This is a genomic window from Vibrio sp. 1402, from assembly GCF_033340275.1.
Genome location: NZ_JAWOWE010000004.1, coordinates 61,853 through 83,170, shown reverse-complemented (window position 1 = coordinate 83,170; position 21,318 = coordinate 61,853). Strand labels below are relative to the sequence as shown.

Here is a 21,318-nt window from a genome sequence, read left to right as displayed (position 1 = left end):
AATGGTTAATACAACACAAAAAATCAGCCAAAGCCCAGTACCTGATCTAGAGCAGTTTCGTGCAGTTGCTGCGCAAAAAGATGACCGAGTGATCAGTAAAAGAGGTGAAGTAAAAGAACCTTCCACATTCCACAAAGGTCACAAGTTTGCTTCTATTCACGAAGGCGTATTGAGAAGCAAATACACTAAGTTTTTCCAAGAAAACATCAAAACTCACCTTGATTTAAAGCAGGCGCTACTTAAGCAAGAAAAACCTGAGGTTGCGCTGTTGGCTTACTCCCTAGTGAGTCCTTCAGGCTATCGCGGTGAGCCACTTACTGAGCGTAAAATCTTAGAAGTTGTCAGCCTATTGGATGAAATAAAAGTGAGCAGCGATACGTACCAGCAGCTTAAAAATACGTTTGATGCGATCAGCAAAGATCCGCGTATGCAGGTAAGCTTAGAAGCCCAGTATCCGGGAAAAATGGATGGCTTTGCTGCTGAACTGCTGCAGATGGGCAAAGAAAAGCTAAAAGGTTCTGGTGTTAACGCCGTTATTAACTTGGCATTACCTGGCGTTGGCTTATTGATTTCTACAGGTCGAGAGCTACACAAAGCGGCCGTAAATGGTGATGCTGAGGCTTACCATCATCAGTTAGAACAAATTTCACAGCTGCCAGGGCGAGATCAACGTCTTTCTATGCCGATGCAGCAAACCTTGGCTCAAGGTCATGCGGTACTGTCGGCTGAAGGTGGCATTGGAGCTACATTAGGTATGGCGACGGGGAGCCTGGGCACGTTCGGTGTTAGCTCTGTAGCAACGGTGGGCGTCACACCGATAGCAAAAGAGGCAATCGGTTCTGCGGCAACGACTGTTATCATGAGCGGCGGTGGTTTTGTGGCGAACCAAGCTGGGGCATACGGGTTAAATACGGAAGTAAAAGAGCAACTTATGCAAGGTGAAATGTCTGGTGTTTTACCTAGACTTGAAGTTTCCAATGCAAAAGGAGACTTTACCTTCAGTATGCAAGATCCGGCTTCTGTCCGCGCATTAATGGCGTACCTTGGTCCTAAGGAGAATACTGAAATGACTTCTCCTCAAGCGCCTAAAGAGGCACAAGAGATGGAAGCCGCTCGATTAACACTGAAAAAGATGTTGGGTTCAGAGCCAAGTGAGCACTTGGTTCCTGACGTAGATTCTATCTTGAAGCTAAGCCCAGAGGATGCACCAAGTAAAACCGAGTCTATTGCTAACGGGGCGTTTAAAAAACTGTTAGGAGAAGATTGGGATTGGCTCATGCCAGCTGTTCGAGCGATTGATAAAGGGGAAGCAAGTAAAATAAACGAAAAGTTAACCTACAAGCTCCCCCTAGATGCAGCAAACGGACGAGTTTATCTTGATAAATGCCCAAACCTGAGTGACGTCCAGTTAGATGCGCTAGAAAAATTAGGCTCACCAAGTCAATTGCGATTGATGTACTTGGCAGAAGGCTGGGTGTAATTTCAAATGGTAAAGTAGGGAGTAGGTGCTGCTCCTTACTTTATCTACCGTCAGCGTTCCTTTTTGGGGCTGGCTAATATCGGTTGAATTTAACTTTTCGACTGAAGAAACAAACACACAAGTGTCAACGTTATACCAACCCAACCAATGAAAGAAATTTCTTCCCCAACAATCGCAACTGCTAGTGCTGCTGCGATAACAGGTTCAAATAGCGTGAGTATGCTAGCTCCACTGGCTGTAACAAATCGTAACCCAAACCCAAAAGCGACGTAACCTAACCCCATTGGAATCAAGGCCATGTAGAGCATGACCGTCGTATTAGTTGACGATGCAAATAGATTATCACCCGTGATGAAAAGTGTTGGTAGAAGCAAAACTCCACCAATACCAAAAACACTTCCCATGGCCGTTTGCGATTCAATGCCGTGGTCAATCATAGCCTTTACTCCCCATGAGTAAATGGCGTACGTCAGACCTGCCAATAGGCCAAGTAATACACCCCAATGCTTCATATCATGATCAAATAAGCTATTTGCGGATGACTCAGAAGCCAACAACAAGGTAATACCAATGACCCCGATTGCGAAACTCATCACCCAGCGCTTGGTTATGGTCTGATTTCGGCTAAAGAGACACTCTAACAAAGCAGAAAAGAAAGGTGCAGTGGAGATAGAAATAACCGTACCAATAGCCACACCAGCGAATCGCATTGATGAATAAAAAGCCAGTGGGTAGGTGGCTAAGGCGATAATACTAATCAGTAACGTTTTCTTCTTATGTACGACTTTTCGAAAATCTCTCTTCAGTGACTTCGCAGATAGACATGCTTGCATAAAACCACCAATACCCATAGAAAATGCGCCAATGGCGAGAGCACTGACATCCGGTGCCAAGCTAGCAGCGGTGCCCGTCGTCCCCCACAGGGTTGAAGCAAAAAGTATGGATAAAGTTCCTAATTGATAGTCGGTGAAATGTTTTTTTAACACTGTAGTTTCTACCTAGTGAATGGCTGTTTTAGGGTAGAAAGAATAAAAGAAAGCGATAGAGAGTTTTGTGCTGAAAAGACGGAATACTTGTTCCAGAAGACTATTTTAGTGACTATCGGGAAAACTCTCTAGGAGACATACCAAAATGCATTGAAAACCGTCGACTAAACGCGGAAAGGTCACTATAGCCAACTCGTTCAGCTATCAACTGAACTGGAAGGTCTGTATGAGTCAGTAGTGCTTTGGCTTTTTCCATACGTTGTAGTGTAATGTACTTATGGACGCTTACTTTTAATTGCTCTTTAAAAAGCTTTTTAAACTGCGTCGGACTCAAGCAAGCGGCATTCGCTAATGAGGCAATGGTGAGTGGCTGATCAAGCTGCTCGGCGATCACAACCTGTACATCTCGAATACGCGAATCTACGGAGCGAGACCGCTTTTGCTGCTCTAGCAACAGATAGAAGGTTGCAACCATTGAGTTTTCAATTTCATCATTAACCTGATACTCAAGTTGCTTTTCGACAAATTGGATAAAGCTCAGTAGAGGCGGGCTAATCGAAAACACAGCCACACTATTATCCATCAAATGAGTGGGCAAAGTGGTCATATCCGCAACAATAAAGCGTGATGACTCTTCGGCATTAAAACCGTGAGCACAACTTTTGGGGATGACTATGCAGTCGCCAACCGCCACCTTTCCGACATAACTATCCATATCAATATGTATGTTGCCCTGGAGAGGAAGCACCAGTTGATGATAATCACTATGAGTATGTCGGCTCATACGTTTCGTGTAGGAGCGAATGCTTAAGCTAGATTTCATAAAAACAACATACAGTTAAAGGATACCGCATTATAGCGTTGAAAGTATCGAGGTTGAAAGCTGGGCAGTTGTAAGCCCAGATCTTGAATGGGATGTGGTTTGTCAGTCCGCCTCGGACTCTAACGAGGCCAACCAACGAAGCACTTCCGCAGTTGCTTCAATAAGATCGCTTGGGATGTACTGGTCGACGTTGCCGTCGGCGTATAGTGCACGAGCAAGAGGGACTTTTTGCATCACAGGAACGCCTTCTTCTTTAGCGATTGCGACCATACGTTTGGCTACCGCCTCGGTTTCCATCAAAGTGATGACGGGCAGGGGCGTTTCGCCTTTCTTGTAATAAAGGCCAACCGCGATATGTGTTGGGTTTGTAACTAATACATTAGAACGTTTAACGTTTTCGCGTTGATTGGAGGCTTGTAGCTCTTGGTGCAACTGACGACGTTTGCTTTTTATTTCTGGACTGCCTTCCATCTCTTTGTATTCGCGCTTCACTTCGTCCTTGCTCATTTTGAGCTTTTTCGTGTGATCAAACTTCTGGTACGCAAAATCTGCTGCAGCGATGACGATGAAGCCTACCGAAGAGATAATCATTAATTGTTTAATCATGACGCCAGTAATGGTCGGGACACATTCTAGCCCACAAGTTGGAATTTGCATTAAAGCGTTGATGTTACCGCGTAATGTCACCCAGATAATGCAGGAAAGAAGAGAGACTTTAAGGATCGACTTGATAAACTCAATCACACTCTTGAGGGAAAAAATGCGTTTGGCCCCTTCGACGGGATTGATCTTTTTGATGTCGGGTTTAACGGATTCACCACTAAATAGGAAGCCGAACTGCCCCATATTGGAAAAGATGGCGACGAGTGCAGCAACCAGAATAATCGGGGCGAGTAGATAGGCAATTTCTTTTGCGATGGCAATAGCGACATCGACTAGCGCATCTTGGAAACCCTGATAAGCAAGCTTACTTGGTAGTAGAATAAGCGCTGAGATGTGCGACATGTAATAATCGGCGAACGCAAACAGTACAATTATGAGCGCCAAAATTAATGCAGACGATACGATTTCTTGGCTTTTGGCAACCTGACCTTTCTGTCGAGCATCGCGTAACTTTTTTGCGGTGGGTTGCTCTGTTTTTTCTGCACTCATAAAGAATCCTAAGCGTTATTGCCAAATGGTATTGAGTTGTTCTGCGAATCGGGTAATGCCGTAAAACTGTACTTCAAAGTGATCCATCATTATTCCGAGATACACGATCAGTAAAACACTCGCGATGGCACTTTTTATTGGCATGGCAAGGAAAAAAACATTCAATTGCGGTGCAAAACGACTGATAAGCGCCAGACCAAACTCAGCAAGAAACATTGCCAACACTAATGGAGCGGACATCAACACACCAAGCCACATAAGCTGTTCAAATTGCGCGTAGAAGAAGCTCACCCATGCGTCGCTAACGGTTGGGAGAAAGTCCACGATCGGCCAAGATGTATAGCTTTTGAATAACGCATAGATAAAAGTGACAAAGCCCCCGCCAGAGAAGAACAGGGTAATCAACGTTTGGGTCAGTAATACCGCTGTTGGTGTGGATTGTGAGCCTAGCGTTGGGTTAAACATACTTGCCATGGCAGCCCCACGTTGGTTGTCGACCAGAAAACCGGCCGCTTCTATCGCCCAAAAAGGGATAGCAGCAACAAACCCTATCAATAGCCCAATTAATACCTCCTTACCCAAAATCACTATCAGCCAAATGCCTTCGGTTTCTGCAGGCAAGCTTTGCTGATTAATCATCGGAAATATAAACAGCGCGAGTGAGCAAAGTACACCATTTCTCACCATGGTGCCGCCTAGCATTTGCTTGCTCAAAATAGGCAAAAAGATGAAGCATGCCATTAACCGAGGTAACGTCAGGCTGTACAAAAATAAAGCCTGGTGTAAGTCGTGATAACTCATCGTATTTGAGGAATTTTATCCATAGCAAGCGAGGCGAAGGCGTGGAGCTCTGCCCCTAGCCATTGCGTTGTGACGAACAGCGTAATAATGACCGCGATAAGCTTGACCACAAAGCCTAACGTTTGTTCTTGGACCTGAGTTAACGCCTGAATAAGCGACACCAATGTACCAACCAATGCTGCGACTAAAATCGGCGGTAATGACAAGTACAACACTAGGGTTAATGCTTGAGTCGTGAAATGAATGATTTCAGCAGAATGCATACTTTCTCCGTGATTAACCGTAACTCAACACTAAGCCGTGGGTGAGCTTTGTCCAGCCGTCAAGCAAGACAAAAAGCAACAATTTGAAGGGGAGGGAAATCGTCATTGGCGATACCATCATCATCCCCATCGCGAGTAGGATATTCGACACAATTAGGTCAATAGCGATGAACGGTAAGTACAACAGAAAGCCAATTTCAAAAGCGCGAGTAAGCTCGCTGACGGTAAATGCGGGCAGTAAGAGCAATAAGCTGTCCGACTCTAAACGGTCTACGTACTTCTGTGGCCACAATGTGCGTGCAGCATCAGTGAAGAATATGGCTTCGGTTTCCCGAATATGCTTTTTCAAAAATTCTCGATAAGGCTGTAAACCGCTTTCAATGAGGCCTTCTACACTTGCAGAATCTTCAAGGGAGATATCATGCTGCTTTACGTAGTCGTAGGTTTCAAACCCGACGGGAGCCATGATGAAAATTGACAGAATGATAGCCAATCCGTAAAGCGCCATATTCGGCGGAATTTGCTGTACACCGAGAGCGTTACGCAGCAGTGAGAATACAACGGCGAGTTTCACAAATGACGTCGCCATCATGGCGATAAATGGGATCAGTGCCAGCAGTGCTAAGCTGACAATGAGATTGAGCTCGTCGGGTAACTGGATCATGCTGGCTCCTGCGTGCCACCGAACAGCTCCAGTACGCGCACACCTAAATGTTCGTTAACATTAACCAGTTCACACTCACCAATGATTTTGCCGTTGGCACGCAATGTTACCGGCTTAGATACAGGCTGGTTTAGCTCGAATACGTACCCTGGCTGAAGCTGGTTAAGCTGCTCTAGCGTGATGGTTTGATGGCCGATATCAAACGTGAGTTCCACAGGCAGTTGCTGGTGGTCGGTTAACATTTCTGAAGTGTTTACGTCATTCATATTGGTTTCTTTTTCAATAATGTGAAGAGTTTGGTCATCTAACTGGCAGCGCCAGAGATTCTGGTTAGATACTTGAAAAATGGCTTGTTGCTTGGCGATGTAACCATCGTCAAAAAAGATGACATCTCCCAGCTCGAGCGAATTAAATTCGCTTAACGTCAAATGGGTCCTTCCAAGACTTAACCACACAGGTAAAGCGAGGTGTCGAGCTTGTAGAGCAGCGCTGTTTGGTAGCGCATCCAACAACACGTCTGATCCTTCGCTAACCCACAAACAAAGAGAGCCGTTAGGCTTATTGAGCGTTAACATTAAAGTATGCTCTTGGGCCTGGCTCGCCTCTAACGGCTGTAGTTGACTAAGAATGGGTAACTGACCAAATAGCGCTTTGATTGCCTCACTATGCGGTTCTATCTGTGAGCTCAAAAGTGCTAACTGGAGGGAGTTAGGCAGGGACTCAAACGCAGTAGCATTTAAGGTCGATTTCAGCCAATGTTGGAGCTGCGCACGAGAAAAGTCTACTTGTAGGGTTTGCCCTCCAATCAACGTGGTTAAACGGAACCCTTCAAATGAAGGGATTTGAGCAACAGTAATCGATACGCTCTGACCATCAGTCCCTTGGAAGTGGCACTGTTTTGCACAAAGTTGATTGCTGAGCGCGATACTTTCTGCATCCACTTTGGGTATTATTAACGGTGTCATAGGTCATTCTCCGCTTGCCATTCTTCATACACGCTGCGTTGTTGGCGTGAGTGTTGTTGTTCATGTTGTTGTTGATCGAGCTGTTGAGTTTGTTCGCTGATCGCTAAGCGAAGTGGCTGCTCACCACCGAATCGGTTTAGCCGTTCAGCAAGATCTTGTCTAGCTTGCTGGCTAATAATGGAAAGGGCATGCTCTTGTCGAATCGTCACGCTATACCCTTGAGCGTCCAACTTGATGTGGATTTCGCCACCTTTTAATTGTCCTTCACTTAGAAACAGCCGAACCTCTTTGTTGTCCGATGCGGTTGGCAGAGCAACATAGATTTTATCCACCAATTGCTGGAGTAATTGGTTTACGTCTCGCGTTGGGCTTGGTTGAGCCTGCGAAGCAACACTTTTTAGGATGACATCGCCTTGTGTTACCGCACTTGCAAGGGGTTGAGAAGGCACTTTTTCTTCATCCGTTTTAACGGCGACTAGTGCGCTTTTCGTCACGATTTTTTCAAGAGGCTTGGTTTCAGGCAGGCCACCAGTTTGGTCTGATCGTTTGCCTGTATTCTGTAGCGGCGGAGTTGCACGCTTATTGTGCGTTTTTTCAGTTTGCCTTTTCGTTAAGCCAACAATGTTAATCCCATCTTGAGCGAGCTCTGTCGCTGTCGCATTTTGGGGGAGCAAGCCAGATTCAAGCGTAGAGAGATACTCCGGCGAGGTATGTTTATCCATCGGCGTCGGTTTATCATCTTTCAAATGAGCTTGAAAGTGAGGATCAACACGCTCGGTAGAAGGGGAGCTTAGAACTGTGTCGCCATCGCTTTTTCCATCATGTTTAAGCAATTTATTGTTTTTGCTAATTATTTCTTCGCTATTTGCTGCGTCGTCTTGCGATTTCTCTATATCTCTCTTACTGACGACGTCACTTTGACCTTTTAAAGTGGAGATGTTTTTGTCAGCGTTGGCTTCTTGGTTCGATAGGTTAAGTTTCTTATCTAGACCTTGAGATGTCTTATGCCTTAGCGGTATGTCTTCTTCGCCAGTATGATTTTTTTGGGGATTCCCAACGATAGACTCCTTTCCCTTGCTAGGCTTCTTCGTCATTGCATGCTCGAATTGTGATTGAAGCTCGGCCTCCTTCTCGAGAGGCGCTTGTTCCGGCGTTGATTTGTGCAGCGTATTCGATGTTTCAGTTGTTGGGGTAATGCGCATAGTGAACCTTTAGATAATGTCGACAGTGCGAAACTCTTCCTGTTCGAGTTCTTCTTGGTATTGCCTTTCTCGCGATTTTTCCGCGACTTCTTGTTGCTGCAACTGAACGAATTTTTCTTTGGTTTTATGGGCTTGTCGCGCCTCTTTTTGCTTTTCTTTAAGTGCCGAGCGTTCGATTTCAAGCGCTTTTTTTGACTCGGCCACACGTTGTTTAAGTTCGGCTTCTCTCTCTCTTAACAACGCGATTTCTTGTCTTAATGTTTCCAGCTCTTTAAGAACGAGCGTTTGTTGTTTTGCTTTAGCAAAACGTCGCTCTTCTTCTTCCTGGCGCCAAACGTGATAGTCCGCGACAGAACGTTCGGCCTTTTGAACCTGTGCTGCGGCGTTTGACACTCGGTATTCTTGACGCTTGACGGCTTTATCCGCACGGTCAGCGCGAATTTTTTTGATTTCTAATAAGCGTTCTATCATTGTTTCGCCATCCCTTTAAGTTGAGCGATAGCGCCATCAAGATCGCTTAGTTCATGAGTGCCTTGGCGTAAAAAGGCGCGTATATCATCACTTTGTGCAATGGCCATATCCGCTCGGCTATCTGCGCCATGTTGGTATTCGCCAATTTTGATTAGCAGTTCAACTTCTTCATACTTAGCTAACATTTCGCGAATATGAGCAGCAGACGCCTGATGATCGGATTCAACGATTTGATTCATCACTCGGCTTGCTGAGCGAAGTACATCAATGGCGGGATAATGGTTCATTGCCGCAAGTTTGCGCGAGAGAATGATGTGCCCGTCTAAAATTGAGCGAGTTTCATCCGCGACAGGCTCCGTCATGTCGTCACCTTCCACCAACACGGTGTACAGTGCCGTAATTGATCCTTTGTCTGATTGTCCAGCTCGTTCCATCAGCTTTGGCAAAGCGGCAAAAACAGAAGGCGGATAGCCACGTCGTGTTGGTGGCTCGCCTGCGGCTAGTCCAATCTCCCTCTGTGCGCGGGCGAAACGCGTTACAGAATCCATCAGCAGTAGCACGCGTTTACCTTGGTCACGAAAATATTCTGCGATAGAAGTGGCAACAAAGGCGGCTTTGGCGCGCTCCATTGCTGGGCGATCAGAGGTAGCGACCACTAAAACCGATTTGGCCATTCCTTCTTCGCCTAGGTCATGCTCAATAAACTCGCGCACTTCGCGTCCACGTTCACCAATCAAAGCGAGAACGGTCACGTCAACTTCTGCGGAGCGAATCAGTTTTGCCAGTAGGGTACTTTTACCCCCGCCAGCCGCTGCAAAAATACCCATGCGCTGACCTTCACCACAGGTCAGTAGCCCATCAATGGATCGAACGCCAAGAGAGATTGGCTTTTCAATCAGTTTACGTTGCATTGGTGGTGGTGCATCGCGATAAACAGGATACCAAGCGCTTGGTTCTTGACTTTGCGTACCATCGAAAGGACGTCCAAGCCCGTCAAGCGTTGTACCTAACAGGTGGTCGCCAACACCCACTTCGTGCATTTTACCCATTGGGCTTACTTCTGTATTTGAGGAAATCCCAAACATATTTCCTAACGGAGTGAGCAAAGCGTGATGCTGCTGGAAGCCAACCACTTCCGCTAACAAAGACAGAGTTTGATCGGGATTACGCAACTCACACAGTTCACCTACACGAACGCCAGGGACGACAGCTTTGATAATGGTGCCGGTGACTTGCGTAACGCGCCCGCGAATTTGGATCAAACGCGTGTGTTTAATCGCAGATTGTTGGATATCAGTGATGTATGAGAAATCGTTCAAGGTAAAAATATGCGCAATGATTGATGCTGAGAGAATAGAAAGTATAAGAATCAATTTATAGTGAATATCAGTCGGGAGTTTTTAGAAAACTGAAAGCGCACTAAAAAAACACGTCTGATTTTGACAGCTTCAACAAAGCGCACTTCCTATAATTCGCCTGTATTGTGCGGAAGGAGTGCAAGTGAATGAGTATTATCAACAATCATATCGCAACAAATCCAAAGTTTGATGCGTCTATCCAAAACGGGTTGGAATCGTCTCGCCCCGACGTTTCACAAAAAGGCAATTATCGCGGTGAAACCGTCCGTGTTCACAATGCCACACAATCACTTTTTGATGCGATGGAAGAACTCACTTCACTCGGTTCCGAAAAAGCAGAGAAAGATCTGACTAAGCGCAAAGTGAAAGACAGTGGTGTTCGAGTTAATGAAGCACATGAACTCGTTTCGGACTACTTAAGAAAAGTCCCTGATCTTGAAAAGAATCAAAAGATCAAAGATTTGGCTACAAAAATGGCGGGAGGAAATATCTCGACCATCGCGCAATTACAAGCCTACTTGAATGGGTTTTCCGAGGAGAAAAGCCATCAATACCTCGCGCTAAAAGCCGTTAAAAAGTTTTTGAGTGCGAGTCCAGAAAGTAAACACCTACTAGCGCTGATTGACCAAGCACTTCTAAGAATCGAGCAAAACCCAGATACATGGTCTCAAATCGATACGGAAATCCGCGTCTCAAATTTTGCTGATGAATACAGCCAAGAGCAAGAGTTTAGCTCTTTGCATCAGCTGCGCGGCTTCTACCGCGATACCGTTCATAGTTATCAAGGGCTCGGCGCGGCTTATCAAGATGTTGTGGCGCGCTTTGGTGAGCAGGAGGTATCGACCGCTGTTGACTTTATGCTGCAAGGCATGAGTGCAGATCTTAGTGTTCAAGGTAGCAGTATCGATTCGGTTAAGTTGAAGTGGTTGATGTCCGATATGCAAAAACTCAAAACTCTAAATACGTTGCAAGATCGTGTGAGTCAGCTGTTCCAAATGTTTAAATCGGAAAGGACGAATTATGGCTTATCAAGTTTCTAATTTGATGGCTGATGTGATTGCGTTGGTAGAGCAGCGATGGGTAAGCAGTGATGAGATATGGAAAGTCGTCAACGCAATGGAATTGACGGCGGTAGAACAAAAAATCGATTTTTTTCGAGAGTTCCATAAGTTAGTTCGCGCAATCCCAATTGACGTATTCGCCGATGAAGAACAACGACAGAATTTAATCCAAGCGGTACAAAAGGCGCTAGACGAAGCCATTGATATAGAAGAAGAGGAAGCGTGGGAAGATGAGTTGGATTGATGCATCCGTCGATGAATTTTGCCGAGGAATGGGGCTCGATGCCGTCGATTTCTCATCAGCTGGACGGGTGCAGTTGGATTTTGAGCAAAGTGGTACGCTGCATATTGAGCGACAGGGTGAGCAGTTATTCTTGATGTTGTCTCGAGCGTTATCTTGGCATCAAACCAGTGACATGATTCAAAGTGCACTGTGTTTGTGTCATGCCGATCAAGGCTGGCCTTTCGAAATTAAAACCGGCTTGTTAGATGAACAAACTCTGGTTTTTTCAGCAAGGCTAAAAGGAGAAGAAGTAACACTTCCGACCTTAGAGCAAGCGTTTACGCTTTTGGCTCGTCTACATAACGATGTGGCAGGCACATGACTCGAGTCAGCACTTTAAACGTAGGCATCGAAGCCTTTACGCATGTTACTCATAGTGAAGTTAAGGCCGATTTCCCAGAGCGATTTCAATTGCTTCCTGATGGTCAGGCGGTCGCTACACATTTAGAGAAGCTCTATGATCTCAGGCCTTCAGACCAATATCTCATCGCGTTAACTAAGCCCAAGCTGCTGCACTCAGAGTTGTTGCGTCCAGAAAAATACCGTCAACAATTTGATGAAACGTTATCTCAGCTGCAAGTTCTTGCACAGGATTCAGGCTCCGCTTCTTTTATCAAAGCATCTGAAACGCTACAAAGTACGCAACTAGATCAGCGTTACCTCACTATGGCGCTCAATCTCCTTATTCAGGTCTAACCAACATGTTGAGATCCAAAGACATTGAACTCTTACTTGTTCACGCTGCGCTACAAGTTCAATACCAAAAGCCAGAGCATGCCATTTCTATTCTCGATGCGGTTCTAGAAATAGAACCGCAGCACAAAGAGGCGATGCAAACACTTGCTGTGGCGTGTTTACAAAGTGGTCGATATACCCGGGCGATTGAGGTGTGTGAGCACTTATTAAAATCTGACCTTCATCCTGACTCGGCAGGACTCTGGTTTTGTTTAAGCCAAGCGCGTTGGAAACAAAATGACGTCGATGGGGCACGCCAAGCGCACCGACGCTATCTGCAATCTTTAAATAGTGAATCACATGAATAAGTTGATCGATATTCTAAACAAAGTAGGGCAACGCAAAGACATCATGCTTGCGGTGATGTTACTCGCGATCGTCTTTATGATGATATTGCCACTTCCTACCGCACTGGTGGATGTGCTGATTGGCACCAACATGAGCATTGCGGTGGTGCTGCTTATGTTAGCGATTTACATCACCACGCCACTTGAGTTCTCTGCATTTCCTGCGGTGCTATTGATCACGACATTGTTTCGTCTGTCTTTATCTATCACGACAACCCGCTTGATCTTGCTACAAGGCGATGCTGGTCAAATCGTTTATACATTCGGTAACTTCGTTGTGGGCGGTAACTTAGTGGTCGGTATTGTTGTGTTCCTGATCATTACCATTGTTCAGTTTATGGTGATCACCAAAGGCTCAGAAAGGGTAGCAGAAGTTAGTGCGCGCTTCTCACTCGATGCGATGCCTGGTAAGCAGATGAGTATTGACGGTGACATGCGTGCTGGAGTAATTGACGTACACGAAGCTAGGCACCGACGATCACTGATTGAAAAAGAAAGCCAAATGTATGGCTCGATGGATGGCGCGATGAAGTTCGTTAAAGGCGACTCCATTGCGGGTCTGGTCATCATTGTGGTCAACATCTTAGGTGGCGTCACGATCGGGGTAACGCAAAAAGGCATGAGTGCTTCTGAAGCACTTGAGTTATTTGCGATTTTGACCGTTGGCGATGGTTTGGTGTCGCAGATCCCGGCACTCTTTATCGCGATTACCGCCGGTATTATCGTGACGCGTGTTTCTCATGAAGACTCTTCTGATCTTGGGTCGGACATTGGTGGACAGGTCATTGCTCAGCCACGTGCGCTTCTTATTGGTGGTGTGCTTTTGGTGCTGTTCGCACTCATTCCTGGGTTTCCAAAAATCACTTTTCTGGTCTTGGCCGCCGTGGTTGGTGGTGGTGGTTTCTTCCTTTTCTATCAACAGAAAAAACAAGCGGAATCAGATAGCACCGACTTATCAAGCTTTGTTTCGCAAGGGGCCGGTTCGCCAGCGGCGAAGCCAAGCAAACCCACGCCTTCTAGAAACAGCAAAGGTAAGTTAGGTGAGCAAGAAGAGTTCGCCATGACGGTCCCGCTGTTGATTGATCTTGACGCGAGCCTTCAGGAAAGCTTGGAAGCGGTCGCATTAAATGAAGAGCTAGCAAGGGTTAGACGCGCACTATATCTCGACCTAGGCGTGCCTTTCCCAGGCATCCACCTGCGCTTTAACGAGGGGATGCAAAATGGCGAGTACTTAATTCAGTTACAAGAAGTCCCGGTTGCACGAGGACGAATTGTTAAAGATCAACTCTTGGTGACAGAAGGGAATGAACAGATCGATTTATTAGGCGTGCCTTATGAGCAAGATGAAGATTTTCTACCCGGCATTTCTAGCATTTGGGTGGCACAGAGTTATGAGCAAAAACTCGTAGCCAGTCATGTCGGTTTTCTCACACCCGACAGGATTTTAACGTACCACTTGTCTCATGTTCTTAAGGAGTACGCACAAGACTTTATTGGTATTCAGGAGACGCGTTATCTGTTGGAGCAGATGGAAGGCAGTTATTCGGAGCTAGTCAAAGAGGCCCAGCGTATTGTTCCGTTGCAAAAAATGACGGAAATCTTGCAACGCTTGGTTTCTGAAGACATTTCTATCCGAAACCTTCGCGTGATCTTGGAAGCGATGGTTGAGTGGGGCCAAAAAGAGAAAGATGTTGTACAGCTGACGGAGTACATTCGTTCCAGCTTAAAACGTTACATTTGCTACAAATACGCGAGCGGACAAAACATGTTGCCCGCTTACTTATTGGATCAAAATCTCGAAGACACAATACGCAGCGGTATTCGTCAAACCTCAGCAGGGAGTTACTTGGCGTTAGATCCGTCAGTAACGCAACAATTTGTCAGTGATGTGAAACAGACCATTGGTGACTTAAGCCGCATGCCGAATAAACCTGTGCTAGTTGTGTCTATGGATGTACGCCGATATGTGCGAAAGCTTATTGAATCGGAATACTACGATCTGCCCGTTTTGTCATTTCAAGAACTAACCCAGCAAATCAATATTCAGCCACTTGGAAGGGTGGGGATGTAATGAAAACAAAACTAATACTCTCGCTGGCGCAAGCGGGGATCGAAGTGACGCCATACTTTTGGCAACAAAGTGAAATTCAACTTGGTTATCGAATTGAAGTTGAGGGCTTAGAGCTCGTTTTTCGGGTGGAGGACGGTGAAATCATCATCGTTCTTCTGAAACGCGTTCGTCCAAAATTGGGGTTGAGTAACCCCTTTGCCGGCTTATTTCTCTTGGCTGAACATGCCATTCAACTTTATCCCTCCGATTGGGTCATTCGCGGCAACGTCGATGTGTTACGTGGTAGCAACATGAGCAGCCAGCGATTGGCACAGTTCTATCTAAAAGCATGCGGTGCAAGCCATGATGAGCTAGAAGACTGGTACTGTTTACGCCTAGCAGATTATAGACCTTTGAAAAAGTTGAAAAAGTAAAAACTCACGACTGTTACTGACAGCACCGATGAGATGACCCGCTTTAAGATAGGAATCAAGATGAAGCAACCGTTTACCGATGCGATTGAGAACGCTGAGCTTGCCATTAGAAAAGCTGAAGACAGAACCGATATTTTTAACGAGCTATTGGAAGGCTTAGGTGTTGGTCCTGTTGCGGGGGATGTTTTACTTGGCGGCATAAAAGCGCCAGTAGATACCATGAAACGTGCAGAGCAAGAGCTAATAGACGAAGTCCAGCGCCGCCGGCAGCAACAAACTCAGCTACAAGGTACGTCAGGTAAACGCAGAAAGCGTCCCACAGTGATGCGCGGCATGATGATTTAGAGGTTTGGAAATGACGAATATGAAAACGACTGGCTCTACGACAGGAGCAACAGACACAGCTGCGAGTAGTGCACCATTACCCACTTTCCAACAAAACTTGATAGAGGCATTTACCCCTGTACTGGGTGAAGCAGAGACTCAGCAACTTGCCTCGATAATCTCTTCATTGCCAACTATCTCGGGACAAACGGAATCACAAAGCATCGCGCTTTATGTTGATACGCTTGAAAACCTAAAAGCGAAAAATAACGCGTTTGCTGGTATATCATTGACCGACACCGCATCGGTTTGGATAAAGTCGCTACAAAGTGCTAACTCAGATGGCGAATTAACCGCAGCCGAGTTTAATGCTCAAACAAACCAAACGCTATCAAATCAGTTTCAGGCTTGGTTTAGTAAGCTACTGACGGAAAACGTAGATAGCTCGTTATCTACTGAGTTTGTTAGTCAATTTAATCTGGGCACCCAGAGTAACCAAGCGGAGCAGATCGCCAACCTCTCCGAGACAGAACTGGCTAATGCCACCAAAGAAATTTCTCTTTTTGTTGCAGAGCTTGCTAATCAAATGGGCTCCCGTGAAGTGAGAGATGCTTCTATTTCTTTTCTTCGCAATGCCTTTAGTAGCTTAGGTTCCGTTAATCTCGCGCAACTGAAGAGCTCGGACTTTCTGTTGACTAAAGAGAGTTTCGCCCTTCAAGTCTCAGCTCAATTAAAAAGTAGTTTTCAAGGCATTGGTATTACTTTAAGCACCGATGACGCAAGTGCGCTAGCTAGCAGAATTACCTGGACTCCTGGTATTTCTAAACAGCAGCTTAAAGAAGCGTTAGATGAAATGGCCGCTCAAGTGAAAGGCCAATATAGCGCAGCTTATGGTGAGGCGAGTGGAACGAACAATCTAAAAGCAACACTTAATACTGTCATTGGTGGAACTGAGCCTTTGACCCTTTCTAGTCTGTTCGCCAACTTCGCGGTGAGTTTAACAAATATAGAAATCGATGACTTTTACCAGGACAGCGCGATAGCCGATGTCCAAAAGACACAAATAACGGCAGCTCAAGTTAATTTGATCAAAGAAAACACCGAACGAGATATCCGATTACAGTTTGAAAAAATAGTAAAAGGTGAATCTACCGGGGCTTCATTTACTGAGCGATACGAGGCATTGCGCAAAAACTTAGGGGCATTGAAAGAGCGTCTACTCAATATCACCGATAAAGAGAAAGCGGATCGCGAGGTGAGAGCAGAGCACTCTCTAACGGCTCGTGATTTGTTGGCCGTTGTTGAGTCCAGCATTGGAGACCGTTTTGATGAGCAAGTGCTGCTTGCACTAAATGAGCGTCGTGTTAACCGTTTAGAGAAACGTAATGACCAGAAAGAGGCATTAGAGGATCTCACAATACAGCTTAAAGTTTTTGGTGTTGTGCAATCAAAAATTCACTCTACGCAAAGTGTTGATGGGGTTTATAAACCGGGATATCCAGAAAGTAACTTCAAAGCGAGTGACTTTAACTACAGCAATCAAACGGATTTTGAAGCTTCACCTGAGTACAAGTATTTGACGGATAATAAGATAACAAACCATCGAGACTTCCTTCAAACACAAGGTATTACTATCGGTGATGGTGCTTCGTACCAAGACGAAGAGAAGTCGAAAAAGCTGTCTAATTTTTCTAGTTCTGTCAGTGCTAAATCCAAGTTGCTTAACGATGAAGTGCAAATCAAAACCACTGAGCTGAACGACACCAGTTCTCAATACAACTCGACCGTTGAAGCGATGAACAAGTTTGTTCAGAAGTACCACAGTATTTTACAAGAAATCCTACGAGCCATTTAAGGATAACCAACCATGACTAAAACAAACGCGACCGATCCATCTCAAATGCAAGCAGAAGAACTGCTGTCTTTTTTGGAAGAGGGAGGCACGCTAAAAATGTTGCACGATGTGTCTCAGGACACCATCGAACACATTTATGCCGTAGGTTACAACTTTTTCCAATCGGGAAAGATTGAGCAAGCAGCGAAAGTATTTCAATTACTCAGCATGCTTGATCATTATCAGGCGCGATTTTTCATTGGCCTTGGCGCGGCTCGTCAGGAGTTGGGTGAGTATCTGCAGGCAATAGACGCCTACAGCTACGCAGCGCTAGTGGACGTAAATGATCCACGCCCACCTTTTCACTCTGCTGAATGTCACCTTAAACTGGAACAACTGACAGAAGCAGAGAGTGGGTTTTACAGCGCGAAGGAGATGTCTGCCGGAAAATCACAATATGCAGATTTGCATGAGCGTGCAGGCATCATGTTAGAAGCGGTGAGAAATAAAAAGGAGTAATTAGACTATGAGTTCTATTGCACTTGACCGCATCCAGACACAGGTTTATAGCCCTGAATCTGGCCAAGCCACGTTAGATAACGTGCAGAAAACGGCGTCTACAGCGACGCCTTCTGTGACGGTAGAAAACGTGAAGAGTAAAGATGCAGATGTACTGAACACCGGAAAAGTAAAAGTTCAGTTAGATGCACCTAACGCAGCTGTTAGTGACAAAGTGAATGATTTGACGCTAAAAGCCATGGCACAGCTGCAAAAGATCGTCGATACCATTGCAAAATCTCTCCATGCAGTTGCAGACCAAACAGGTTCGATTGCCGTCAAAATCATCGCAGGATCTGCTGATGATTTTGAAGTAGAGCTTGCTGCTATCACGGATAAACTGAAAAGTGCTCAAAACGAGCTGAAAATTCAGGAAGTGAAGGTCGCAAAAGCTAAGCACGAAAAAGAGATGGTGGAAAACCAAGACAAAATCAAAGAATCGGAAGCCGCTGCAAAAGAAGCCCAAAAATCAGGCTTAGCAGCGAAGATCTTTGGTTGGATCAGTGCGGTGGTTTCTATTGTTGTTGGTGCCGTAATGGTGGCAACGGGTGTTGGTGCAGCAGCCGGTGCACTTATGATCGCTGGTGGCGTCATGGGAGCAGTGAGCATGGCGTTGCAAGAGCCAGCCGTTCAAGATGCGCTAAAAGAAGCGGGCGTAAATGTCGATGTGCTAAACAAAGTCGTAATGGCATTAGAAATCGCCGTCGCGGTTATCGGAGCTGTTGTGACGTTTGGTGGTGCAGCTGCTGGCGGTATCGCGAAACTTGCAGCAAAAGGTGCTGGTAAGGTAGCTCAAAAGGTCACGGAAATCGCTACGAAAGCCGCTGCAAACATGGCGAAAGTGGCGGATATGGGCACAAAAGCTGCGACAACAACAGCGAAAGCGATTCGTTATGGCGCAGAAACCGTCGATCTTGCCGTCAACGTGGGTAAAGGCGCAACGGACAGTGTCCATGCTGCTAACAATGCTCACGTAACAGAGATTCAGGCTGATATCACAGACCTTCGAGCCAAAATGACGTTAAGCCAGGCTGTCATTGATAAGCTCAAAGAAGAGATTGGTAAGTTGATGGAAGACTTCCAAGAGCTGATGAGCCTCATCATGCAAATGATTCAAGCGAAAAGTGAAACTATGCAAACGGTGTTAAGCCGTCCTGCAACGGTATAAGGAGTTTATTATGCTAGATAAAGTAGGCGGAACGGGTCGTGGTGAACTATACGGTTTAGGCGATACCATTAAAACCAACAAAGCAGAAAAAGCGCCGGAAACAAAGCTTGAAGCGGGTGCCGTTAAAAGCCAAAGTGAGTCAGGTGTTTCTGGTGCAGCACGCTACCAGTTAGAGACACCTAAAGCTCCCACAGTGAGTAACCAAGCTCAAGTTGTTGCAAACTTAATGAGTGCTCTTGCGCCGACGGTGAGCTCATTAATGAGCACAACGATGAAAGCGCTTAACGGTGAGGAGGTGATCAAGTCACCATCAGATGCGGTATCACAATCGTTGACGCTATTAACATTGTTGTATCAAGTATCAAAGCTGAGCCGTGAGCAGCAAGTGCTACAACGTGAAATTGCTGTTGAAGCAAACGTCGCGAGTTTAGAAAGCCAAGCGGCAGAACTAAACAACTCGGCAAGCGCAATGATCGCGATGGCAGTCGTTTCGGGTGTATTAGCGGGTGCTACCGCAATTATTGGTGCCCTTGGTTCTTTCAAAGCAGGGAAAGAAATCAAGAATGAAATGGCGAGCAATAATGTACTGAAAACGCAAAAAGCTGGCTTCGATCAAGCAGAAGAGTTATTAAATAACAATAGCTTGTCTAAAACGCAGCAAGATCAGGTTAAGCGTGCGCACTCACTAGCGAAAGACAATATCGCAGACACGACAGCGCAGCTGACAAGTGGTGGCCGTAAGTTCGATAAGTTGATGAGCTCAAACCAAGCGAAGAACGCGATTCTTCAAGCTTTGGGCCAGATGGCAAACTCAGCATCGAATGTAGAGCAAACCAAAGCGCAAGCGCGCAGCAAAGATGATGAAGTACAAGCGACTCGCGCACAAGCAGCCAAACAGAAAGCCGATGAAAACATTGGTTTCCAAGAAGGTTTATTGAAAGAGCTACGTGACTTGTTCCGATCTATCTCAGATAGCCAGAACCAAGCGTGGCGAGCGTCAGTCCCAACGGTGTAACCATCCGTTTCACTAACTACAAAGCGTTGTTTATACAACGCTTTTTTTATGGGATAAAAGTATAAACGCTATTTATCAGCAGGTTAAGTTGATAAAAAAATATATATCTATAAATCAACCTCCAAGGATGAGAACTCAAACGTTATCAAATTGTTAACGGTTGCTATACTTAAACGGTCATCAACACAGGTAAAAGGGATGTTCAATGTTTAAGTTTAAGCAAATCGCACTTGCGGCTTCTTTGGCTGCACTCACAACAGGCTTTTCTGCGTCTGCGGAGGAAACGTTTGTCACGATTGGTACCGGTGGCGTAACAGGGGTTTATTATCCGACTGGTGGCGCTATTTGTCGCTTGGTTAACAAATCGCGAGAAGAGCACGGTATCCGTTGTTCGGTAGAAAGTACTGGGGGATCGATTTATAACATCAACACTATTCGTGCTGGTGAATTGGACCTCGGTATCGCGCAATCAGACTGGCAGTATCATGCTTACAAAGGAACCAGTAAGTTTGAAGAAAGCGGGCCTTTTAAAGAGCTGCGCGCCGTATTCTCCGTTCATCCAGAACCGTTTACTGTCGTTGCACGTAAAGACGCGAACATCAAAACTTTTGATGACTTGAAAGGTAAGCGCGTCAACATTGGTAATCCTGGTTCTGGTCAGCGAGGTACTATGGAAGTGCTAATGAACCAGTATGGTTGGAGTAACGACGACTTTAAGCTTGTCTCTGAGTTAAAAGCAGCAGAGCAATCAAAAGCACTTTGTGATAACAAAATTGATGCGATGATTTATACCGTTGGTCACCCAAGTGGAGCGATTAAAGAAGCCACTACGTCGTGTGATAGTAATATCGTAACGGTAGCTGGACCTAATGTAGAAAAACTGGTTGCAGACAACAGCTTCTATCGTGTCGCAAATGTCCCAGGTGGTATGTATCGTGGCACAGATAGTGATGTTCAAACCTTTGGTGTGGGCGCGACGTTTGTTTCTTCTACTGCGGTACCAGAAGATGTGGTTTATAACGTGGTTAAAGCGGTATTTGAAAACTTCGATGATTTCCGCCGTCTCCACCCAGCGTTTGCAAACTTGAAGAAAGAGGAAATGGTAAAAGACGGTTTATCTGCGCCTCTTCACCCAGGTGCGCTCAAATACTACAAAGAAGTAGGGCTGATTAAGTAAGCGTTACTTTCTCTTATTATTGATGTAAAACGCCATCTTTCTCGATCAATGCCACTCGTTTAACCGCGAGTGGCATATTTCTATTTCTCGTCACCCTGTACAGCGACGAAGGAGCGTGATACAGGCTCTTCCATCCGAGCACTTTGTGATCAAAATGGTTTCATTAG

General features: G+C 45.6%; 24 protein-coding genes. 14 read left to right on the top strand and 10 right to left on the bottom strand.

Translation table 11 applies throughout. The features are described from left to right. Position 1: 1 nt before the first annotated feature. Positions 2 to 1,480: a hypothetical protein gene (locus tag R7044_RS09215; RefSeq protein WP_042523794.1), complete on the top strand. Its 1,479-nt coding sequence runs from the start codon at positions 2 to 4 to the stop codon at positions 1,478 to 1,480. A gap of 89 nt (positions 1,481 to 1,569) precedes the next feature. On the opposite strand, the gene R7044_RS09210 is transcribed toward R7044_RS09215, so the two are convergent. The 10 genes from R7044_RS09210 to vscN all read right to left on the bottom strand — a co-directional run bounded on the left by R7044_RS09210 (position 1,570) and on the right by vscN (position 10,126). Continuing rightward, positions 1,570 to 2,466, bottom strand: a complete 897-nt coding sequence (locus R7044_RS09210) for a DMT family transporter (protein ID WP_154204541.1) — start codon at positions 2,464 to 2,466, stop codon at positions 1,570 to 1,572. 112 nt (positions 2,467 to 2,578) lie between these two features. Next, positions 2,579 to 3,289, bottom strand: coding sequence for a helix-turn-helix domain-containing protein (locus tag R7044_RS09205; RefSeq protein ID WP_206958226.1), 711 nt, complete (start codon positions 3,287 to 3,289; stop codon positions 2,579 to 2,581). A 102-nt stretch (positions 3,290 to 3,391) separates the two neighbouring features. Beyond that, positions 3,392 to 4,441 (bottom strand): SctU family type III secretion system export apparatus subunit VscU, encoded by a 1,050-nt coding sequence (gene vscU / locus R7044_RS09200; RefSeq protein WP_042523790.1) that lies wholly within the window; start codon positions 4,439 to 4,441, stop codon positions 3,392 to 3,394. A 15-nt stretch (positions 4,442 to 4,456) separates the two neighbouring features. Then, positions 4,457 to 5,242 (bottom strand): type III secretion system export apparatus subunit SctT, encoded by a 786-nt coding sequence (sctT, locus tag R7044_RS09195; protein WP_225455488.1) that lies wholly within the window; start codon positions 5,240 to 5,242, stop codon positions 4,457 to 4,459. Then, entirely contained in the window at positions 5,239 to 5,505 is a 267-nt protein-coding gene (gene vscS, locus R7044_RS09190; protein WP_005377227.1) for a SctS family type III secretion system export apparatus subunit VscS, read from the bottom strand. Before vscS ends, sctT begins: the two co-directional genes overlap by 4 nt. A 13-nt stretch (positions 5,506 to 5,518) precedes the next feature. Next, positions 5,519 to 6,169: a SctR family type III secretion system export apparatus subunit VscR gene (gene vscR, locus R7044_RS09185; RefSeq protein WP_005377232.1), complete on the bottom strand. Its 651-nt coding sequence runs from the start codon at positions 6,167 to 6,169 to the stop codon at positions 5,519 to 5,521. After that, the gene (vscQ, locus tag R7044_RS09180; protein WP_025768125.1) at positions 6,166 to 7,134 is read right to left on the bottom strand and encodes a SctQ family type III secretion system cytoplasmic ring protein VscQ; all 969 of its coding nucleotides are present in this window, start codon (positions 7,132 to 7,134) and stop codon (positions 6,166 to 6,168) included. Before vscQ ends, vscR begins: the two co-directional genes overlap by 4 nt. Continuing rightward, a complete protein-coding gene (locus tag R7044_RS09175) occupies positions 7,131 to 8,336 on the bottom strand; it encodes a type III secretion system needle length determinant (protein ID WP_033906162.1) in 1,206 nt (401 codons plus the stop codon). The genes vscQ and R7044_RS09175 overlap by 4 nt, the downstream gene beginning before the upstream one ends. Positions 8,337 to 8,345: 9 nt before the next feature. After that, on the bottom strand, positions 8,346 to 8,807 hold the full coding sequence (locus R7044_RS09170; protein WP_005377236.1) for a type III secretion protein: 462 nt from the start codon (positions 8,805 to 8,807) through the stop codon (positions 8,346 to 8,348). Next, positions 8,804 to 10,126 carry a SctN family type III secretion system ATPase VscN gene (gene vscN, locus R7044_RS09165; protein ID WP_054576988.1) on the bottom strand — a complete coding sequence of 441 codons (1,323 nt, stop codon included), beginning with the start codon at positions 10,124 to 10,126 and terminating at the stop codon, positions 8,804 to 8,806. Before vscN ends, R7044_RS09170 begins: the two co-directional genes overlap by 4 nt. A 185-nt stretch (positions 10,127 to 10,311) precedes the next feature. On the opposite strand from vscN, the gene sctW reads away from it, so the two are divergent. The 13 genes from sctW to R7044_RS09100 all read left to right on the top strand — a co-directional run bounded on the left by sctW (position 10,312) and on the right by R7044_RS09100 (position 21,151). Then, positions 10,312 to 11,205 carry a type III secretion system gatekeeper subunit SctW gene (gene sctW, locus R7044_RS09160; RefSeq protein WP_225455487.1) on the top strand — a complete coding sequence of 298 codons (894 nt, stop codon included), beginning with the start codon at positions 10,312 to 10,314 and terminating at the stop codon, positions 11,203 to 11,205. Further along, the gene (locus tag R7044_RS09155) at positions 11,186 to 11,470 is read left to right on the top strand and encodes a TyeA family type III secretion system gatekeeper subunit (protein WP_170893405.1); all 285 of its coding nucleotides are present in this window, start codon (positions 11,186 to 11,188) and stop codon (positions 11,468 to 11,470) included. Before sctW ends, R7044_RS09155 begins: the two co-directional genes overlap by 20 nt. Further along, positions 11,457 to 11,831, top strand: a complete 375-nt coding sequence (sycN, locus tag R7044_RS09150) for a type III secretion chaperone SycN (RefSeq protein ID WP_225455486.1) — start codon at positions 11,457 to 11,459, stop codon at positions 11,829 to 11,831. Before R7044_RS09155 ends, sycN begins: the two co-directional genes overlap by 14 nt. Next, positions 11,828 to 12,205 (top strand): type III secretion system protein VscX, encoded by a 378-nt coding sequence (gene vscX / locus R7044_RS09145; RefSeq protein WP_017821329.1) that lies wholly within the window; start codon positions 11,828 to 11,830, stop codon positions 12,203 to 12,205. The genes sycN and vscX overlap by 4 nt, the downstream gene beginning before the upstream one ends. Before the next feature lie 5 nt (positions 12,206 to 12,210). Next, entirely contained in the window at positions 12,211 to 12,552 is a 342-nt protein-coding gene (vscY, locus tag R7044_RS09140; protein WP_005377248.1) for a type III secretion system chaperone VscY, read from the top strand. Beyond that, the gene (vcrD, locus tag R7044_RS09135; protein ID WP_086013006.1) at positions 12,536 to 14,662 is read left to right on the top strand and encodes a SctV family type III secretion system export apparatus subunit VcrD; all 2,127 of its coding nucleotides are present in this window, start codon (positions 12,536 to 12,538) and stop codon (positions 14,660 to 14,662) included. Before vscY ends, vcrD begins: the two co-directional genes overlap by 17 nt. Next, positions 14,662 to 15,075 carry an LcrR family type III secretion system chaperone gene (locus R7044_RS09130; RefSeq protein WP_005377252.1) on the top strand — a complete coding sequence of 138 codons (414 nt, stop codon included), beginning with the start codon at positions 14,662 to 14,664 and terminating at the stop codon, positions 15,073 to 15,075. The genes vcrD and R7044_RS09130 overlap by 1 nt, the downstream gene beginning before the upstream one ends. Before the next feature lie 60 nt (positions 15,076 to 15,135). Further along, positions 15,136 to 15,420, top strand: a complete 285-nt coding sequence (locus R7044_RS09125) for an LcrG family type III secretion system chaperone (RefSeq protein ID WP_005377254.1) — start codon at positions 15,136 to 15,138, stop codon at positions 15,418 to 15,420. Positions 15,421 to 15,430: 10 nt separating this feature from the next. Then, a complete protein-coding gene (locus tag R7044_RS09120) occupies positions 15,431 to 17,254 on the top strand; it encodes a virulence-associated V antigen (RefSeq protein ID WP_272870541.1) in 1,824 nt (607 codons plus the stop codon). A 12-nt stretch (positions 17,255 to 17,266) separates the two neighbouring features. Continuing rightward, positions 17,267 to 17,752, top strand: a complete 486-nt coding sequence (gene vcrH, locus R7044_RS09115) for a SycD/LcrH family type III secretion system chaperone VcrH (protein ID WP_005377258.1) — start codon at positions 17,267 to 17,269, stop codon at positions 17,750 to 17,752. Between the two features lie 7 nt (positions 17,753 to 17,759). After that, positions 17,760 to 18,959: a type III secretion system translocon subunit VopB gene (vopB, locus tag R7044_RS09110; RefSeq protein ID WP_005377260.1), complete on the top strand. Its 1,200-nt coding sequence runs from the start codon at positions 17,760 to 17,762 to the stop codon at positions 18,957 to 18,959. A gap of 10 nt (positions 18,960 to 18,969) precedes the next feature. Then, positions 18,970 to 19,974 carry a type III secretion system translocon subunit VopD gene (vopD, locus tag R7044_RS09105; protein WP_005377262.1) on the top strand — a complete coding sequence of 335 codons (1,005 nt, stop codon included), beginning with the start codon at positions 18,970 to 18,972 and terminating at the stop codon, positions 19,972 to 19,974. A 205-nt stretch (positions 19,975 to 20,179) separates the two neighbouring features. Beyond that, positions 20,180 to 21,151, top strand: coding sequence for a TAXI family TRAP transporter solute-binding subunit (locus tag R7044_RS09100; protein ID WP_005377264.1), 972 nt, complete (start codon positions 20,180 to 20,182; stop codon positions 21,149 to 21,151). Positions 21,152 to 21,318 lie beyond the last annotated feature (167 nt).

Coding starts and splice junctions, on each gene's coding strand:
- R7044_RS09215 (WP_042523794.1), top strand. CDS start 2: ATGGTTAATACAACACAAAAAATCAGCCAAAGCCCAGTACCTGATCTA.
- R7044_RS09205 (WP_206958226.1), bottom strand. CDS start 3,289: ATGAAATCTAGCTTAAGCATTCGCTCCTACACGAAACGTATGAGCCGA.
- vscU (WP_042523790.1), bottom strand. CDS start 4,441: ATGAGTGCAGAAAAAACAGAGCAACCCACCGCAAAAAAGTTACGCGAT.
- sctT (WP_225455488.1), bottom strand. CDS start 5,242: ATGAGTTATCACGACTTACACCAGGCTTTATTTTTGTACAGCCTGACG.
- vscS (WP_005377227.1), bottom strand. CDS start 5,505: ATGCATTCTGCTGAAATCATTCATTTCACGACTCAAGCATTAACCCTA.
- vscR (WP_005377232.1), bottom strand. CDS start 6,169: ATGATCCAGTTACCCGACGAGCTCAATCTCATTGTCAGCTTAGCACTG.
- vscQ (WP_025768125.1), bottom strand. CDS start 7,134: ATGACACCGTTAATAATACCCAAAGTGGATGCAGAAAGTATCGCGCTC.
- R7044_RS09175 (WP_033906162.1), bottom strand. CDS start 8,336: ATGCGCATTACCCCAACAACTGAAACATCGAATACGCTGCACAAATCA.
- R7044_RS09170 (WP_005377236.1), bottom strand. CDS start 8,807: ATGATAGAACGCTTATTAGAAATCAAAAAAATTCGCGCTGACCGTGCG.
- sctW (WP_225455487.1), top strand. CDS start 10,312: ATGAGTATTATCAACAATCATATCGCAACAAATCCAAAGTTTGATGCG.
- R7044_RS09155 (WP_170893405.1), top strand. CDS start 11,186: ATGGCTTATCAAGTTTCTAATTTGATGGCTGATGTGATTGCGTTGGTA.
- sycN (WP_225455486.1), top strand. CDS start 11,457: ATGAGTTGGATTGATGCATCCGTCGATGAATTTTGCCGAGGAATGGGG.
- vscX (WP_017821329.1), top strand. CDS start 11,828: ATGACTCGAGTCAGCACTTTAAACGTAGGCATCGAAGCCTTTACGCAT.
- vscY (WP_005377248.1), top strand. CDS start 12,211: ATGTTGAGATCCAAAGACATTGAACTCTTACTTGTTCACGCTGCGCTA.
- R7044_RS09130 (WP_005377252.1), top strand. CDS start 14,662: ATGAAAACAAAACTAATACTCTCGCTGGCGCAAGCGGGGATCGAAGTG.
- R7044_RS09125 (WP_005377254.1), top strand. CDS start 15,136: ATGAAGCAACCGTTTACCGATGCGATTGAGAACGCTGAGCTTGCCATT.
- R7044_RS09120 (WP_272870541.1), top strand. CDS start 15,431: ATGACGAATATGAAAACGACTGGCTCTACGACAGGAGCAACAGACACA.
- vcrH (WP_005377258.1), top strand. CDS start 17,267: ATGACTAAAACAAACGCGACCGATCCATCTCAAATGCAAGCAGAAGAA.
- vopB (WP_005377260.1), top strand. CDS start 17,760: ATGAGTTCTATTGCACTTGACCGCATCCAGACACAGGTTTATAGCCCT.
- vopD (WP_005377262.1), top strand. CDS start 18,970: ATGCTAGATAAAGTAGGCGGAACGGGTCGTGGTGAACTATACGGTTTA.
- R7044_RS09100 (WP_005377264.1), top strand. CDS start 20,180: ATGTTTAAGTTTAAGCAAATCGCACTTGCGGCTTCTTTGGCTGCACTC.